Consider the following 16,182-nt stretch of genomic DNA (forward strand, 5'->3'; position numbering starts at 1 on the left):
AGAAACGGAAGACCCCGCATGCCCGAGGAGACTGTCCGGACGCTGTCGGTGTACGGACTGCGCTACGGCTACCGGCTCCTGCAGCAGCCCGCACCACGCACCGAACCGGTCGTCATCCTCGGCGGCGCACTCCAGGGAATGTTCGGCTGGCCCCAGATGGACCACCATGTGGGGGCAGCCGCCGATGTCGTGACCGCCGACCTGCCCGGCATGGGCGGGGCCGACGCCCTCCCGGCCGTCCCCAGCGCCGGGATCATGCGCTCCGCCCTCACCCGGATCATCGACGACCTGGGTGTGGAGAAGGTCAATCTCTTCGGGTACTCCTACGGCACCTCGATCGCCCTCCAGTGCGCTCAGCGCAACCCGGGCCGCATCGCCCGGCTGATCCTCGGCGGCGTGCCGTCCCACATCGACGACAGCCAACGCGCCCACTGGCGACGGGTCGAGGACCGGCTGAAGGCCGGTGACCTCGATGGCGCCGCGACCCTCGCCGCCGAGGGGCTGATGTGCCTCGACCCGGACCGCACGGTCCACCGAAGGGAGCTGGCGCTGCGCTACGTACGCCGCTCGCTCCTGCACGCCCTGTGCCGTTCCCCGCACGCCGCGGACTCGCTGCGCCGGGTGCTGGGTGATCCGCCGGACTTCTCCGGCGGCCTTGCCGGCGTGCCCACTCTGGTCTTCGCCGGCGAGCACGACACGGTGAGCTCCCCTGCACAGCAACGGGAGTTCGCCGCCACCATCGAGGGAAGCCGGTTCCTCACCATCACGGAGTCCGACCACTGGGTCGTCCTCGAACGCCCCGACGACGTGGCGGATCTCGTGGCCCGCTTCTTCACCGACCGCCCCCTCGAAACCGCCCCGGGACTCGCCGCACTGCCGCGCCCGCGTCGGGCGGGGCACGGCGCGACGGCCTCCGGGTTCGCCCCGAAGTGTTGAACCGGCCGGTGCTTCCGCGGCTCCCGGCTCGGCCGCGTCGTCGGATCCTCGCACGCTGCGGCCGAGCCGGCGGAGAGCTGTGCGGGGCCGCACAGCTCCTGACGCCCGCACCTCTCCCGATGCCCGCCGGGCGGGCCGGTCAGGTCAGTGGTGACCGTGGTCCGGAGCGTTCACGTCCACGCGCACGATCTGCGGGTCGTGGTCGCTCGCCTGGTCGGCGAACTCCGCGTTGATGTGCACCACGTCGTAGTCGAAGCGGCGGACACCGGGGCTGACCAGGATGTGGTCGAGGGTCTGCGAGTTGCCCTCGTACACATAGCTGTACTGCTCGTTCCTCGGCAGCGTCGTGATCAGCGGCTTGAGCGCCTTGCCGCCGGTCAGCGCGCCCATCGTCGGCGAGAACGCGAAGTCGTTGAGATCGCCGAGCGTGATGACCCGCGCCGACTTGTCGGCTGCCAGCAGCGACTTGACGAAGGTGTTGACCTCCGTCGCCTGCTTCACGCGCTTCGTCTCCGAGCTGCGCGTCGGCTCCTGGTAGCGGCCGTGCAGGGGCTGGTCGCCGCCCTTGGAGGCGAAGTGGTTGCCGATGACGAACACCGGCTTCCCGTGGAAGCGGAACTCGCCGACCAGCGGCTTGCGGCTGTCGTCCCAGGCGTCGCTGGTCGGGGCGATCCGGCCGGGCGAGGCCGACAGGGTGACGCCCTTCTTCGTCCTGACCGCCGTCACCGCAGTGGTCGCGTCGCCGCCCGGGCGGTCCACGAAGTCGACCCGCTCGGGGTTGAAGAGGAAGACGTTACGGATGTTGCCGCCGGGCTCACCACCGTCCTTGCCGTTCTCGGGGGCGATGTAGCGCCACGCGTACCGGGGGCCGCCCGCCGCGACGATCGCGTCGGTGAACCGCTTGAGCGTCGCGTCGGAGCCGACCGTGCCGTCGTTCACCGCACCGTTGTCGTCCTGGATCTCCTCCAGCGACACGATGTCGGGCGAGGAGAGGTTGACCGCGACACCCGCGGCGAGCGTGTCGAACTTGCCCTGCTCGTCGAGCGCGTCCAGGTTCTCCACGTTGTACGTGGCGACCGCGAGCTCCTTGCCCTTCTGCTTCCGGGTGACCTCGCGCCGCAGGTGGTGGTCGGTGAGCGTGCCGAGCTCGGTGGCCTGGAGGTTGTAGCCGCCGAAGGAGTCGTAGTCCAGGACACCGGTGGTGGTGCCGGACAGCACGTCGCCCACGTTCGCGACGGGGAACGGGCGGGTGGTGTCGAGCGACATCACCTTGATGCGGCCGGTGTTCTGGTCGGTGTACGAGGAGTACAGCGTGCCGCCGCGCCGGGTCGGGTTCTCCTTCGGCTTGATGGTCACCCAGACCTCGTGGTACGCCGTCGTCGCGCCCGTGACCCGGGTGTCGGCGATCTCGACGCGGGTGCCTTCGAGCGACTCGTAGAGGTCGAGGGCGTACGTCGCCGGGTCGAGGGCCAGCGCGTCGATCGATCCGCCGTCCGCCGAGGGGACGTATGCGGCCGGTACCGAGGCGGCGTCGAGCACGACCGGTGCGGGCAGCGCGTTGCCCGACGACAGGACCGTGACCCTGGGGGCGGTGATCTCGGTGATCGACTGGGTGGTGGTCGACGGGTAGTACTCGTCCACCTTGCCGCTGACCAGTACCGAGTCGCCCACGGCGACGGCCGGTGCGGCGGAGCCGGTGAAGACGAAGACCCCTTCGCCCGTACGGGGGTCCGCGTCCGGCGTGGCGTCCTGGATCCAGAAGCCGCGCGAACCGCTGGTCCGCACACCGGTGACGATGCCGGGGACGCCGGTCACCGACTGGCCGTTCAGCGGCGAGACGCGGGTGGTGCCCTGGATGTCGTGCACCCGCATGGTGCCGGGCTCGGTCGGGTTGCCCGGGTCGCCCGGTCCCGCACCGCCGGAGGTCTCACCGGCCGTGTTGAACGGTGTCGGGGCCCCCGCGGACAGGTCGGCCGCATTGTCGTCGGTGTCGGCGAGCGATGCGGCGCGCGCCACGGACGCGGTGGCGGAGGTACCCGTCACCGGCCCGCTGCCCTCGCGTACGACCGCGGAGCCGTAGCCGACGAGGTCCACGATGCGGGTGTCGGCCGCGCAGTCGGCCGCGGTCTTGCAGGTGAGCGGGGTGGTGCCGGAGACGAGGGCGACGGTGCCGCTGGTGGCGGACATCGCGACGGTGCCGGTGGCGTCCGGGGTCGGCAGAGCGACCGTGCCGCCGGTACCCGCGGCCTGGGCGACCAGGTAGCGGCCGCCGGGGGCGACTGATCCGGTCAGCGCGGAGACCTGCCACAGGGAACCGGCGGACGGCGAGCCCGGCAGGTACTGGAGGCTGAAGTCGGACAGGTCGTACGCGGCGGAGCCGGCGTTGGCCAGCTCGATGAAGTCGCGGGTGAGCGTCGCACCCGAGTTGCCCCCGCCGCCGTACACCTCGGAGATCACGGCGGTCGAGGACGGGGCCGCGAAGGCGGCAGGCAGAGCGGTCGCCGAGAGGGTCACGGCGACTGCGCCGGCCAGCAGGACGGAACGCGGTCTGGATATGTGCACGGTCAGCTGCCCCTCAGAGTGTGATGAGAGGCCACAAGCTATGCGCGTAGAACCGGTCATGACAAGGCATCAGAGGTTAATTACAGAAATCGTTCCGACGCTCCGGTGTCAGGCCGTCCGCCCGTCGCTCGACAGGCAACCAAAAGGTTGCCTATGGTGGTGACGGCGACCAGGAGAGCGGAGAGACGATGGCGACCGCGGCGGCGATGGACGCAATATTCAAGGCGCTGGCCGATCCGAGCCGTCGGCAGCTCCTCGACCGGCTCAACGCGCGTGGCGGGCAGACTCTGCGCGAGCTGAGTGAGGGGCTCGCCATGAGCCGGCAGGCGGTGAGCAAACATCTGGCGGTCCTGGAGTCCGCCCTACTGGTCACCACCGTCCGCAGAGGCCGCGAGAAGCTCCATCACCTCAACCCGGTGCCCATCCAGGAAGTCGCCGACCGATGGATCGGCCGCTACGAGCGCGGCCGTATGACCGCCCTGTCCCATCTCAAACGCACACTGGAAGGAAGTCCGGTCATGGACAGGCCCGAGTTCGTGTACGTCACGTACATCCAGACCACGGCGGAGAAGCTCTACCAGGCGCTGATCGACCCCGAGTTCATCAAGATCTACATGGGCGGCTACGGCCCCGAGTCGACCTGGGAGGTCGGCGCCCCGGTCCGCTGGAAGATGGACCCCGAGGGCGAGTTCGAGGAGGTCGGCCAGCGGGTCCTGGAGGCGGAGCCCGGCAAGCGACTCTCGTACACCTGGCACACCCTGCAGCCCATGCACCGCGAGATGTTCGGTCAGATGTCGGACGAGGAGTGGGCCGAGGCGGTCAAGGAGCGGTCGAAGGTCACGTTCGACATCGAGCCCGCCGAGGAGGCCGCGATGGGCGTCAAGCTGGCCATTACGCACGATGGTTTCGACAGTCCTGACAGCAAGATGCTCGAGGGTGTCAGCGGCGGCTGGATCATGATCCTTTCGACGCTCAAGACCCTGCTGGAGGGCGGCAGGTTCGTCTCCGACCAGGGCCGGGACGCGTCCGCGTAAGGCTGCTGAACGCACAGTTCGCCACGCACGGTTGTCCATGATGCGGGCAGTGGTTTGACCGGGTTACGTCATTCCGGCTACGTTGCCCGCCATGCAGCGATCCGCACACCTGACGACTCGAGGTCATGTCGACCTCAAGCGTGTGTGCTCCGCTGCGTGTCACCAGGCCTGAGAGCACGGCGCCCGCGCAACCGGCCACAGGCGAACCCTCGGGTGCAGCCCACCGGATCTTCGCAGGGTGTTCCTCTCCACGGGAGAAGCAGAGCCCGCGCACCGTGCCCCGCACGGCAGCAGCGGTCTGCCACGCGCTCCTTCCCCGACGAGCGCGCACCGCGTCACCCGCTGCCACCGAGGACCTGGAAGGCACTGTGAAAAGTCTGTCCGCGGCCGCCCGCCGAGCCACCCCCCTGCTCCGTTCCGACATACCCGCCGTCGGCCCCGTCCGCCGCGTCCCGGGCACCGGCTCCGTGCTGAGCGCGATCCTCGACCACGGCCCGGTCGCCAGGTCCACCGTCGCCCGGCTCACGGGCCTTTCACCCGCCTCCGTGACCGGTCACGTCGGCCAGCTGCTCGCCCGCGGACTGGTCCGGGAGACCGCGGAGACCGCAGGCCCCCGGGGGCTCGGGCGGCCGCACATCCCCGTGGAGATCGACACCGGCCGCTACCTGGTGGCCGGGGCGCACATCGCCGTGGCCCACTCGACCGTGTCCCTGATGGATCTGCGGGGCCGGATCGTCGCCGAGGACCGGCAGCCGCACCGCACCACGGACCCGCACCGGCTGCTCGCAGGCCTCGCCGAGCGCCTTCCCCGACTGGTGTCCGCGCGCGCTGCGGGGCGGACCGTGCTGGCCCTCGGCGTCGCCACCGGGCACCGGGTCGACCCCGTTGCCGGGATGATCGTGGAACATCCGCTGCTCGGCTGGCGCGATGTGCCGGTTCGGGACGTCCTTTCCGCCGCGACCGGGTTGCCGGTCCATGTGGACAGCCACTCCCGGGCGTTGGCGCGGGCCGAGCAGATGTTCGGCGAGGTGTCGACCCGGGCCAGCATGGTGTTGCTGTTCATCGGCGCTGTCGTGGACGCTGCTTTCGCCACCGAGGGCGCCATGCACCGGGGGCCGCGCTCCGGAGCGGGCAGCATCGCCCATCTCCCGCTCGGGGCAGGCGGATCCGGTGGCGCCGAACCGTGTTCGTGCGGGCGGTCCGGCTGTCTCCAGTCCGAGGTGTCGGAGCGGGCCATGGTGCGACGCGCGGCCGAACAGGGGCTGCTGGTGGCCTCGTTCAGGGAGCTGCTGGACCAGGCCCTGGCCGGGGAAGCGCGCGCGGTGGCGCTGTTCCGGCGCCGGGCCGGGCTGGTGGGCCGGGCCGCGGCGCTGCTCCTGGACATGTTCGACCCCGCGGTGCTCGTCGTGGTCGAACCGGGAGCGGGCCGCATCCCGGAGTGTCTGGCCGATCTCCGCGAGCAGGTCGCGGAACGCTCCTGGGTCTGCGACGACCCGGAGCGCGCGGTCGTGCCGAGCAGCTTCACCGGCTCCGTACTGGCCACCGCGGGCGGCGCGGTGGCGCTCGGGGCGGTGTACATGGACCCGCTCGGCCCTTGGCCCGCGCTGCCCGCGGTGTCCTGACGGAGCGGCACGGCATCCGACTTAATTCAGGAAGTTGCATTGTTGACCGGGCCCGAGCCCGAACGAGATGATGGATTCATGACCAGCCAGCAGCGGAATTCCCGGTACGCGCCCTCAGCGGCGCGCCACCGCCGCGCGGCCGCGCCGGTGTGTATCGCCGTCCGGCGTTTCTGTTGTCGCTCCTGTCCGGGTTGCCGATAACCATCCGCTGATTTTCGCGAACGGTTATACGTGGATGCGCGCTGCCTCAATCAGGTCTGCGCTCGCCGTACTTGTGCAGAATTCTTCTGCCATCCCTCCCCCCCTTCCTGCCTTTCCCTTCTCCTTTCCCTCCGCCCTTTTCCAACTCGGGAGAGACGTTGACTGTCACTGTGCCCTCATATCCTGCGACGGCCGCCAAGGGCATTGCCCCGGACCGGTTCAAGCAGGCCTTCCGCCGCTATCCGGCCGGTGTGGTCGTCGTCACCGCCGACGCCGGCCACGGACCCGTCGGCTTCACCGCGACGTCGCTCGCATCGCTGTCGCTCGACCCGCCACTGGTCTCCTTCGGGATCGGGACCACCACCTCGTCCTGGCCCCACATCGAGCGGGCCGACACGGCCGTCGTCAACTTCCTCGGCGCCGAACAGCGGGCACTGGCAACGACGTTCGCCACCAGCGGTATCGACCGGTTCGCCGCACCGACCGGCTGGCGGCGGCTGCCGCAGGGCGAACCGGTGCTCGACGGGGTGGCCGGCTGGCTGCGGTTGGAGATCGTGCAGACCGTCCCGGCGGGCGACCACCGCATCGTCATCGCGAGGGTCGTGGACTCCTGGCTCGACGAGGGGCGCGGCCCGCTCCTCTTCCACAACGGCACCTACCACACCCTCTGACCGCGGATGACGACTCGCTGCCTCCAGCGACCTCTCGGCACCTCCAGCGACTTCTCATGACCACTGATCGGGAATTCACCATGCCACGCAACGATGTACGCCACGCAGTCGGCCGCCGGTCGTTCCTCGCCCTTACGGGCGGGGCGATCCTGGGCCTCGCCGCCTGCTCTCCGCAGGCAAGGACGGCCGCCAGTGCGGAGCCTGCCGGAAAGCTTCCCTCCGGTGCCCCGCCGCCAGGCACCAAGCTGTCGATCGCCGTACGCACCACACACCTTCAGCTGGTGCCCGCCGGTTTGCAGAAGGATCTCGCGTTCACCGTTTCGCAGTGGCCGAATCTGAGCGCCGGGCCCGACATCATCCAGGGATTCCGGGCGCATTCCATCGACTTGGCGGCCAACGCCGGAATACCGCCGATCCAGGCCGAGGCCATCGGCGTCGGAGCGAAGATCGTCGCGGTACAGGTGCGCAACCACCCGTCCTATGTCTTCGCGACCGCCCCCGGCTCCGGCATCAGAACGGTGGAGGACTTCCGCGGCAAGAAGATCGGCTTCTCCCAGGGGCAGGCGCAGGGCGTCGTCGTGCTGCGGGCCCTGAAGAAGGCCGGCCTGAAGAACAGTGATGTCGAACTGGTCGCGCTGCCCAGCACCCAGTTCCTGACCGCGCTGCAGTCCAAGCAGGTCGATGTGGCCCCGCTGGGCGAGCCGACGCTGACCAAGTACCTCAGCCAGTACGCCAAGGACGGCGCCCGCGGAGTGACCACCGATGTGGTGGACCTGCTCTCCGTCCTGTGGGCACCCGACGAGGTGCTGAACGACAAGGCGAAGGCCGCGGCCATCCGCAACTTCGTCCCGCTGTGGTCCCGCGGCCTGGTCTGGGCGTGGGAGAACACCGACGAGTGGATCGACACGTACTACGTCAAGGACCAGGGCGTGACGAAGGCGGACGGCAAGCGCATCGTCGCCTCCCTGCACGAGCCGCAGTTCCCGGTGAGCTGGGACAAGGCGATCGCGTGGGAGCAGGAGACCGCCGACCTGATGGCCGAGGGCGGCTTCGTACCGAAGCAGGACGTCTCCGGGCTGTTCGACCGCCGCTTCGAGGGGCTCGCGGCGAAGGCCGTACCGGCCAGGTATCGGGAGACGTCATGACCGAGCTGCTGTCGAAGGCGCACCCGGCACAGCCGGCGGCAGGGACCGTCGTGCCGAACGACGCGCCGGACGCGCACCAGGCGCAGGGTCCCCAGGGGCCGGCCGCCGTCCCCCTCGCCGTTCCTGCGCCCCCGGTCGTCCCCGTCGCCCGCTCCACCCGAAGGCGGCTCGGCCCAGGCCGCTCCCTCCCCTTCGGCCGGCTGATCGGCCCGGTGCTCGTGGTCGCCGTGTGGTGGGGAGCCTCCGCCGTCGGCTATCTCGATCCCCGGATCCTGTCCGGACCCGGCGCCGTGGCGTCCACCGCGACGGACCTGATCCAGAGCGGCCGCCTCCAGGACAATGTGCTGATCTCGCTCCAACGAGCAGGCCTCGGACTCTTCTTCGGGGTGGCCGCCGGGGTGATTCTGGCCGTGGCCGCCGGTCTGAGCCGTACCGGTGAGTACCTCCTCGACGGGCCGCTCCAGATCAAGCGCGCCATCCCGTCGTTGGCGATGCTCCCGCTGCTCATCCTCTGGCTGGGCATCGGCGAGCAGATGAAGGTCACCGTGATCGCGCTCGGCGTCGCGGTGAACATGTACATCAATACGTACTCCTCGCTGACCGGCATCGACAGCAGGTACGTCGAACTCGCCGAGGGGCTCGACCTGAGCCGCCGGCAGTTCATCCGCAAGGTCGTCGTCCCCGGCTCGCTGCCCGGCTTCTTCGTCGGTCTGCGGCTCGGCGTCACCGCGTCGTGGCTCGGCCTGATCGTGGTCGAGCAGATCAATGCCACGAGCGGCATCGGCTACATGATGTTCCAGGCCCAGCAGTACGCCCAGTCCGACGTGATCATCGTGGGGCTGGTGGCCTACGGGATCTTCGGCTTCGCCTCGGACGCGGCGGTACGCGCCATCGAGAGGAGGGCCCTGTCATGGCGACGCACTCTGGCGGGCTGACCGGCACCCACGAGGAGACCGGGACAGGGACAGGGACCGCGATACGGCCGGTGGCGGTACGGACCAGGAACCTGGTCCGCCGGTTCGGCGACCGGAAAGTACTCGAGGAACTCGATCTGACCGTGGCGCCGGGGGAGTTCACCGCCCTGCTCGGCCGCAGCGGCTCCGGCAAGTCCACCCTCCTGCGGGCCGTGGCCCGGCTCGACCACACCGTCGAGGGCTCCGGCGAACTCATCGTCCCGGACCGGGTCTCGCTCTCCTTCCAGGACTCCCGGCTGCTGCCCTGGCTCCGGGTGCTCGACAACGTCGTACTCGGTCTGCGCGGCCCCAAGGTGCGTGAACGCGGACTGACCGCGCTCGCCGAGGTCGGTCTGAAGGGCCGCGGCCGGTCCTGGCCCCATGAACTGTCCGGTGGCGAACAGCAACGGGCCGCCTTGGCCCGGGCACTCGTCCGTGAACCCGAACTACTCCTGGCCGATGAGCCGTTCGGCGCCCTTGACGCCCTCACCCGGATCAAGATGCACGGCCTGCTGCGTGAACTGTACGAGCGCCACCGCCCTGCGGTGCTGCTGGTCACCCATGACGTCGACGAGGCCGTCGAACTCGCCGACCGGGTGCTGGTCCTGGAGGACGGCCGGATCTCGGTCGACCTCACCGTCGACCTGCCGACCCCGCGCTCGCGACGCGACCCCCGGTTCCAGGAGTACCGCGACACCCTGCTCACCGCGCTCGGCGTGACACAGCCCCGGACCCGTTACGAAGCGAAGGAAACCCATGTCCCGCAAGCCTGACCGCAAGCCGCTCCATCTGAACGCCTTCCTGATGTCCACCGGCCATCACGAGGCGTCCTGGCGCCTGCCCGAGAGCCCGGCCGAGGCGAACTCGGACATCGAGCACTACAAGAACCTGGCCCGGATCGCCGAACGCGGCAGGCTGGACTCGCTGTTCCTCGCCGACAGCCCCGTCCTGATGGGCGACCCCGGACGGCGGCCTGCCGCCAAGCTGGAGCCCACCGTCCTGCTGACCGCGCTCGCCGGGGCCACCGAGCACATCGGCCTCATCGCCACCGCGTCGACCAGCTACAACGAGCCGTACAACCTGGCCCGCAGGTTCGCCTCGCTGGACCACATCTCGGGCGGTCGGGCCGGCTGGAACATCGTCACCACGGCCGGCGCCGACGCGGCCCGCAACTTCGGCCTCGACGACACCCCGCTGCACCGCGACCGCTACCGCCGGGCCGCCGAGTTCGTCGAGGTGTCCACCAAACTCTGGGACAGCTGGGCGGACGACGCCGTGATCGCCGACAAGGAACGCGGCGTGCACGCCCTGGCCGATCGGGTGCGGCGGATCGAGCACACCGGTGAGTACTTCCGGGTCGACGGCCCGCTCAACGTGCAACGCCCCCCGCAGGGCTACCCATTGCTGGTGCAGGCGGGCTCCAGCGAGGACGGCAAGGACTTCGCGGCGCGGTATGCGGAAGCCGTCTTCACCGCCCAGCAGACCCTGGAGGAGGGCATCGCCTTCTACAAGGACGTCAAGCAGCGCGCGGAGGCCGTCGGCCGCAACCCGGACGGCATCAAGATCCTGCCCGGCATCGTGCCCGTCATCGGTGACACGGAGGCCGAAGCGCGTTCCCTGGATGCCGAGTTGGAGGAACTGATCGTCCCCGAGTACGCCAAGCGGCAGCTCGCGCAGCGGCTGAGGATCGCCCCCGACGACCTCGACCTCGACGCGCAGCTGCCCGAGGACATCCCCACCGAGGACGAGATCGAGGGCGCGAAGAGCCGATACACGCTCATCGTGGAGCTCGCCAGGCGCGAGAAGCTGACCGTACGCCAGTTGATCGGGCGGCTCGGGGGCGGGCGCGGACACCGTACGTTCGCCGGAACGGCCGAGCAGGTCGCCGACACCATCGAGCACTGGTACGACAGCGGGGCCGCCGACGGCTTCAACATCATGCCCGCCGTGCTCCCGTCCGGCCTGGAGGTATTCGTGGACCGGGTGGTGCCGATCCTCCAGGAACGAGGCCTGTTCCGCACCGAGTACACCGCCCGCACGCTGCGCGGCCACTACGGGCTGCCACGGCCCGCCAACCGGCTGTTCGAGACCGTCGACCGCGGCGAGGGCCACTTCGGCATCGGTCTGGCGGAGGTCCGGTGACGGACTGTACGAACCCGGAAACCGGTACGCACCGGCAGCCGCCGCCCGGCTGGGCGCGGCGGCTGCTGGGCTACTGTCTGCGCCACCGCACCGACCTGCTCCTCGCCTTCGGCGCCGCCGTGGTCGCGGCCGTCGCCACCGCCACGCTGCCGCTCGTCCTGCGGCACGTGGTGGACGGGGTGGCGGCCGGCACCACCACCTCGCTCGTCCCGTGGACGGTCCTCCTCGCCGCCATCGGCGCGGTCCGCTTCGGGGCGAGCTTCACCCGCCGCTACCGCTCCGGCCGGCTCTCCCTCGGTGTGCAGTACGACCTCCGCAACGACGCGTTCGCCGCGCTGCTGCGGCTCGGCGGCGCCCAGCAGGACGAGCTGCGGACCGGGCAGGTGGTGAGCCGGTCCATCTCGGACATCACGCTCATCCAGACACTGCTGCAGTTCCTGCCCAACCTCACGGGCAACGCCCTGATGTTCCTCTTCTCGCTGGTCTTCATGGCGCTCCTGTCACCACTGCTGACCGTCGTCGCCCTGGTCGTCGGACCGCTGCTCTGGCTGATCGCCCTGCGCTCGCGCCGCGACCTCTTCCCCGCCAACTGGCACGCCCAGCAGGAGGCCGCCGAGGTCGCCTCCACCGTCGAGGCGACCGTCACCGGCGTCCGCGTGGTGAAGGGCTTCGGCCAGGAACAGCGCGAACTCGCAGGGCTGGAACAGCGCGCCCGCAAGCTCTTCGCCTCGCGGCTGCGGGTCGTCGGGTTCACCAGCCGTTACAACCCCGCTCTCCAGGCGGTCCCTGCCCTCGGCCAGGTCGCCGTCCTCGCCCTCGGTGGCTGGATGGCCCTGCACGGCCGGATCTCCCTGGGCACCTTTCTCGCCTTCACCACCTACCTCGGCTCCTTCGTCACCCCGGTCCGCCAGGTGGCGACCCTCCTCACCGTCTGGCAGCAGGCACGGGCCGGTGCCGAACGGGTCCTGGAGGTCGTCGACGAAGCACCGGTGATCACCGACGCACCGCACGCCCGGGAACTGCCGGACGAACCCCCCGCAATCTCCTGGCAGAAGGTCACCTTCGGATACGGGGACGGCGCACCGCTGCTCCACGAATTCACCCTGGACATCCGCCCGGGCGAGACGCTGGCACTGATCGGCCCGGCCGGCTCCGGGAAGTCCACTGCGGCGGCCCTGCTGCCCCGGTTCTACGACGTTCCGTCAGGTTCGGTACGGGTGGGCGGCAGCGATGTACGCGAACTCGCCCTGGCGTCCCTGCGCTCCCGGATCGGCTTCGTCTTCGAGGAGAGCCTGCTGCTCTCCGACACCGTGCGCGCCAATATCGCGTACGGCGTCCCGGACGCGACGGACGAGCAGGTGCGGGCGGCGGCCCGGATCGCCAGGGCCGACGAGTTCATCGAACGGCTGCCGCAGGGGTACGACACCGTCGTCGGGGAACAGGGCCTCACCCTCTCCGGGGGACAGCGCCAGCGGATGGCTCTCGCCCGCGCGCTCATCGGCGACCCGGCGGTCCTCGTCCTCGACGACGCCACGTCGGCCATCGACGCCCGGGTGGAGTCGCAGATCCACCGCCGGCTGCGCGAGGACACCCGGCGCCGCACCACGCTGATCGTCGCGCACCGCAGATCGACCCTGGAACTCGCCGACCGGATCGCCGTTCTCGACGACGGCCGGATCGTCGACACCGGCACCCTCGACGAACTCCGGTCCAGGTCGGGCCTGTTCCGTAACCTGCTCTCGACGGCGGAAGCGACGACAGAGGCTGCGACCGAGGACACGGAAGGCGCGACGGCCGCGGACGGCGCCGAGCCCGCGGCGGACGTGCCGGAACCGGTCGCCGGCACGCTCACCCCCCACCTCTGGCACCGCCCCGACGACTCCCCGTCGGACCAGCTCGAAGGCACCGCCGTCCGCGCCGCCCAGGCCCTCGCCGAGGCGGCGGCCACCTCCGGGCCGGGGCGTGGCGGCCCAGGCGGCGGGGTACTCGGCTCCGCCCCGCCCAGCGCCGAACTCATCGCCGGACTCGCCCGGCTCCCCTTGCCCGCCGCCGATCCGCAGGTACCGACCGGGCAGGCCGTCGCCGCCGACCCGGCCTTCGACCTCGGCGCGCTGCTCCGCCCGTTCCGCCTGCCGCTGCTGCTCGGCCTGGTCCTGGTCGCCCTGGACGCCCTCGCCCAGATCACCGTGCCCGTCCTGGTGAGACAAGGCGTCGACCACGGCGTCGCCCACCGCGCCGGGGGCGTCCTGCTGGCCGCCGCCGCTGCCGCGGCCCTCGTGGTCGCCGCGAACTGGCTGATCGGCGTGGCCCAGGTCCGTACCACCGGACGCACCGGCGAACGCCTCCTCTACACCCTGCGTGTGAAAACCTTCGCGCAGCTGCAGCGGCTCGGCCTCGACTACTACGAGCGCGAGCTCGGCGGCCGGATCATGACCCGGATGACCACCGACGTGGACGCCCTGTCGAACTTCCTGCAGACCGGTCTGATCACCGCAGTGGTGAGCCTGCTGACCGTCCTCGGCGTCCTGGTCACGCTGCTGGTGATCGACGCGGAGCTCGCCCTGGTGCTGCTGGCCGTGCTGCCGCTGCTGATCGCCGCGACCGCCCTCTTCCGCCACCACTCGGTGCCCGCCTACCGGGAGGCCAGGGAACGGATCAGCGCGGTCAACGCCTGCCTCCAGGAGAACGTCACCGCCATCCGCGTCACCCAGGCGTTCCGCCGCGAGCGCCGCAACGCCCGCGACTTCGCCGAACTGGCCTGGTCCTTCCGGGACTCCAGGCTGCGCGCCCAGCGCTACATGGGCACGTTCTTCCCGTTCGTCGAGTTCCTCGGCACCCTGTCCACGGCAGCCGTACTGGCCGTCGGGGCGGGACAGGTCCGCTCGGGCGCACTGAGCGCGGGCACCCTCATCGCCTTCCTCCTCTACGTCGAGCTGTTCTTCTCACCGATCCAGCAGCTCTCCCAGGTGTTCGACGGCTATCAGCAGGCCGTCGTCGGCCTGGGCCGGCTCCGGACGCTGATGCAGACGCCCAGCGGCACCCCGCCCGCCGACGACGCACGACCCGTCGGGAAACTGCGGGGGGAGATCGAATTCGACTCGGTCTCCTTCGGATACGCGGGCGGCGGCGGCCGGCAGGTCCTGCACGGCGTCTGTCTGCGTATCGCACCGGGCGAGACCGTCGCCCTGGTCGGGGCGACGGGCGCGGGCAAGTCGACCGTGGTCAAACTCCTCGCCCGGTTCTACGACCCGTCGGCGGGCACGGTCCGCGTCGACGGGCACGATCTGCGCGAGCTCGACCTGCCCGGCTTCCGCCGCAGACTGGGTGTGGTGCCGCAGGAGGCGCATCTGTTCAGCGGTACGGTCCGGGACGCGATCGCGTACGGGCGCCCGGACGCCACCGACACCGAGGTGGAGGCGGCGGCCCGCGCGGTGGGCGCCCACGAGATGGTGGCCGGGCTACGGCTGGGATACCTCCAGCCGGTGGGGGAGCGCGGCCGTAATCTCTCCGCCGGACAACGCCAGCTGCTGGCCCTGGCCCGGGCCGAACTTGTCGACCCGGACGTCCTGTTGCTCGACGAGGCGACCGCCTCGCTGGACCTGGCCACCGAACGCCGGGTAGCCGCCGCGGCACACGTGCTGGCCCGCCGGCGTACCACCGTCGTCGTCGCCCACCGGCTGACCACGGCGGCCCGCGCGGACCGGGTGGTGGTCCTCGACGCGGGAGCCGTCGTCGAGACCGGCACCCACGCCGAACTGCTCGCCGCCGACGGTCCGTACCGCCGCCTCTGGGACGCCTTCCGCCGGAGCGGCGACCCGGCCCCGGCCGACGGCCATCCGCAGATCGATGAACTCGTCAAGGAGAGTGCACGATGACCGATTACCGCAACTTCGGACGCACGGGAGTGAAGGTCAGCCCGCTCTGCCTGGGCGCCATGATGTTCGGCGCCCGCGGCAACACGGACCACGACGACAGCATCCGGATCATCCACCACGCCCTGGACTCCGGTATCAATTTCGTCGACACCGCCGACGTGTACTCCGCCGGTGAGTCGGAGACCATCGTCGGCAAGGCGCTCGCCGGTGGCCGCCGCGACAACGTCGTGCTCGCCACCAAGTTCCACGGCAGCCTCGGCAGCGACCCCAACGAGCAGGGAAATTCACGCCGTTGGATCATCCGCGAGGTCGAGAACAGCCTGCGCCGGCTGGGCACCGACCGGATCGACCTCTACCAGGTGCACCGCCCCGAACCGGACACCGACTTCGACGAGACGCTCGGTGCCCTCTCCGACCTGGTGCACCAGGGCAAGATCCGCTACATCGGCACGTCCACCTTCGAACCGTCCGCGATCGTCGAGGGCCAGTGGATCGCGGAGCGCCGCGGCCGCGAACGCGTCGTGGCCGAACAGCCCCCGTACTCCCTGCTCGCCCGCGGCATCGAACGCGAGGTGCTGCCCGTCGCCCAGCGGCACGGACTCGCGGTGCTCTCCTGGAGCCCGCTCGCCGGCGGCTGGCTGACCGGTCGCTACCGCAAGGGGGCGGGCCAGCCCGTCTCCAGCCGTGCCGAACGGCAGGCGGAGCGCTTCGACATCGCGTCCCCGGAGAACAGCGCCAAGCTCGACGCCGCCGAAGCCCTCGCCCGGCTGGCCGAGGACGCCGGGCTGACCCTCGTACAGTTGGCCCTGGCGTTCGTCCTGGAACACCCGGCGGTCACCTCCGCCATCATCGGCCCGCGGACCTTCGAACAGCTGACGGGCCAGCTCGGCGCGGACCGGGTGCGGCTGAGCGGGGACATTCTCGACCAGATCGACAAGATCGTGCCGCCCGGCACCAACCTGTCGGCCCGCGACGCCGGTTACCAACCGGTCGCGCTGACCGACCCCGCGCTGCGCCGCCGGTCGGCCAGGTCCGCGTAGC

The 16,182-nt window shown here is 70.7% G+C and carries 11 protein-coding genes; 10 read left to right on the forward strand and 1 reads right to left on the reverse strand.

Annotated elements, in window-relative coordinates; genetic code table 11:
* Window positions 1-18: 18 nt before the first annotated feature.
* Window positions 19-936: an alpha/beta fold hydrolase gene (locus ACIA8E_RS04225; protein WP_399294275.1), complete on the forward strand. Its 918-nt coding sequence runs from the start codon at window positions 19-21 to the stop codon at window positions 934-936.
* 144 nt (window positions 937-1,080) lie between these two features.
* Here the strand turns inward: ACIA8E_RS04225 and ACIA8E_RS04230 are convergent, their stop codons facing one another.
* Window positions 1,081-3,498, reverse strand: coding sequence for an endonuclease/exonuclease/phosphatase family protein (locus tag ACIA8E_RS04230; protein ID WP_399294278.1), 2,418 nt, complete (start codon window positions 3,496-3,498; stop codon window positions 1,081-1,083).
* Window positions 3,499-3,704: 206 nt separating this feature from the next.
* Here ACIA8E_RS04230 and ACIA8E_RS04235 point away from each other — a divergent pair, with 206 nt between their 5' ends.
* The 9 genes from ACIA8E_RS04235 to ACIA8E_RS04275 all read left to right on the forward strand — a co-directional run bounded on the left by ACIA8E_RS04235 (window position 3,705) and on the right by ACIA8E_RS04275 (window position 16,181).
* Window positions 3,705-4,532, forward strand: a complete 828-nt coding sequence (locus ACIA8E_RS04235) for an ArsR/SmtB family transcription factor (RefSeq protein WP_399295050.1) — start codon at window positions 3,705-3,707, stop codon at window positions 4,530-4,532.
* A gap of 368 nt (window positions 4,533-4,900) precedes the next feature.
* Window positions 4,901-6,154 (forward strand): ROK family protein, encoded by a 1,254-nt coding sequence (locus ACIA8E_RS04240; protein WP_399294281.1) that lies wholly within the window; start codon window positions 4,901-4,903, stop codon window positions 6,152-6,154.
* A 359-nt stretch (window positions 6,155-6,513) separates the two neighbouring features.
* Window positions 6,514-7,026 carry a flavin reductase family protein gene (locus ACIA8E_RS04245; protein WP_399294284.1) on the forward strand — a complete coding sequence of 171 codons (513 nt, stop codon included), beginning with the start codon at window positions 6,514-6,516 and terminating at the stop codon, window positions 7,024-7,026.
* Window positions 7,027-7,106: 80 nt separating this feature from the next.
* Window positions 7,107-8,171 carry an ABC transporter substrate-binding protein gene (locus ACIA8E_RS04250; protein WP_399294287.1) on the forward strand — a complete coding sequence of 355 codons (1,065 nt, stop codon included), beginning with the start codon at window positions 7,107-7,109 and terminating at the stop codon, window positions 8,169-8,171.
* A complete protein-coding gene (locus ACIA8E_RS04255; RefSeq protein ID WP_399294289.1) occupies window positions 8,168-9,106 on the forward strand; it encodes an ABC transporter permease in 939 nt (312 codons plus the stop codon). Before ACIA8E_RS04250 ends, ACIA8E_RS04255 begins: the two co-directional genes overlap by 4 nt.
* Window positions 9,082-9,897: an ABC transporter ATP-binding protein gene (locus ACIA8E_RS04260; RefSeq protein WP_399294290.1), complete on the forward strand. Its 816-nt coding sequence runs from the start codon at window positions 9,082-9,084 to the stop codon at window positions 9,895-9,897. Before ACIA8E_RS04255 ends, ACIA8E_RS04260 begins: the two co-directional genes overlap by 25 nt.
* Window positions 9,881-11,266, forward strand: a complete 1,386-nt coding sequence (locus ACIA8E_RS04265; protein WP_399294293.1) for an LLM class flavin-dependent oxidoreductase — start codon at window positions 9,881-9,883, stop codon at window positions 11,264-11,266. Before ACIA8E_RS04260 ends, ACIA8E_RS04265 begins: the two co-directional genes overlap by 17 nt.
* Window positions 11,263-15,141, forward strand: a complete 3,879-nt coding sequence (locus ACIA8E_RS04270; RefSeq protein ID WP_399294296.1) for an ABC transporter ATP-binding protein — start codon at window positions 11,263-11,265, stop codon at window positions 15,139-15,141. The genes ACIA8E_RS04265 and ACIA8E_RS04270 overlap by 4 nt, the downstream gene beginning before the upstream one ends.
* On the forward strand, window positions 15,138-16,181 hold the full coding sequence (locus ACIA8E_RS04275) for an aldo/keto reductase (protein ID WP_399294299.1): 1,044 nt from the start codon (window positions 15,138-15,140) through the stop codon (window positions 16,179-16,181). Before ACIA8E_RS04270 ends, ACIA8E_RS04275 begins: the two co-directional genes overlap by 4 nt.
* Window position 16,182: the final 1 nt, after the last annotated feature.

The organism is Streptomyces sp. NPDC051664 (assembly GCF_044453545.1).
GTDB lineage: Bacteria > Actinomycetota > Actinomycetes > Streptomycetales > Streptomycetaceae > Streptomyces.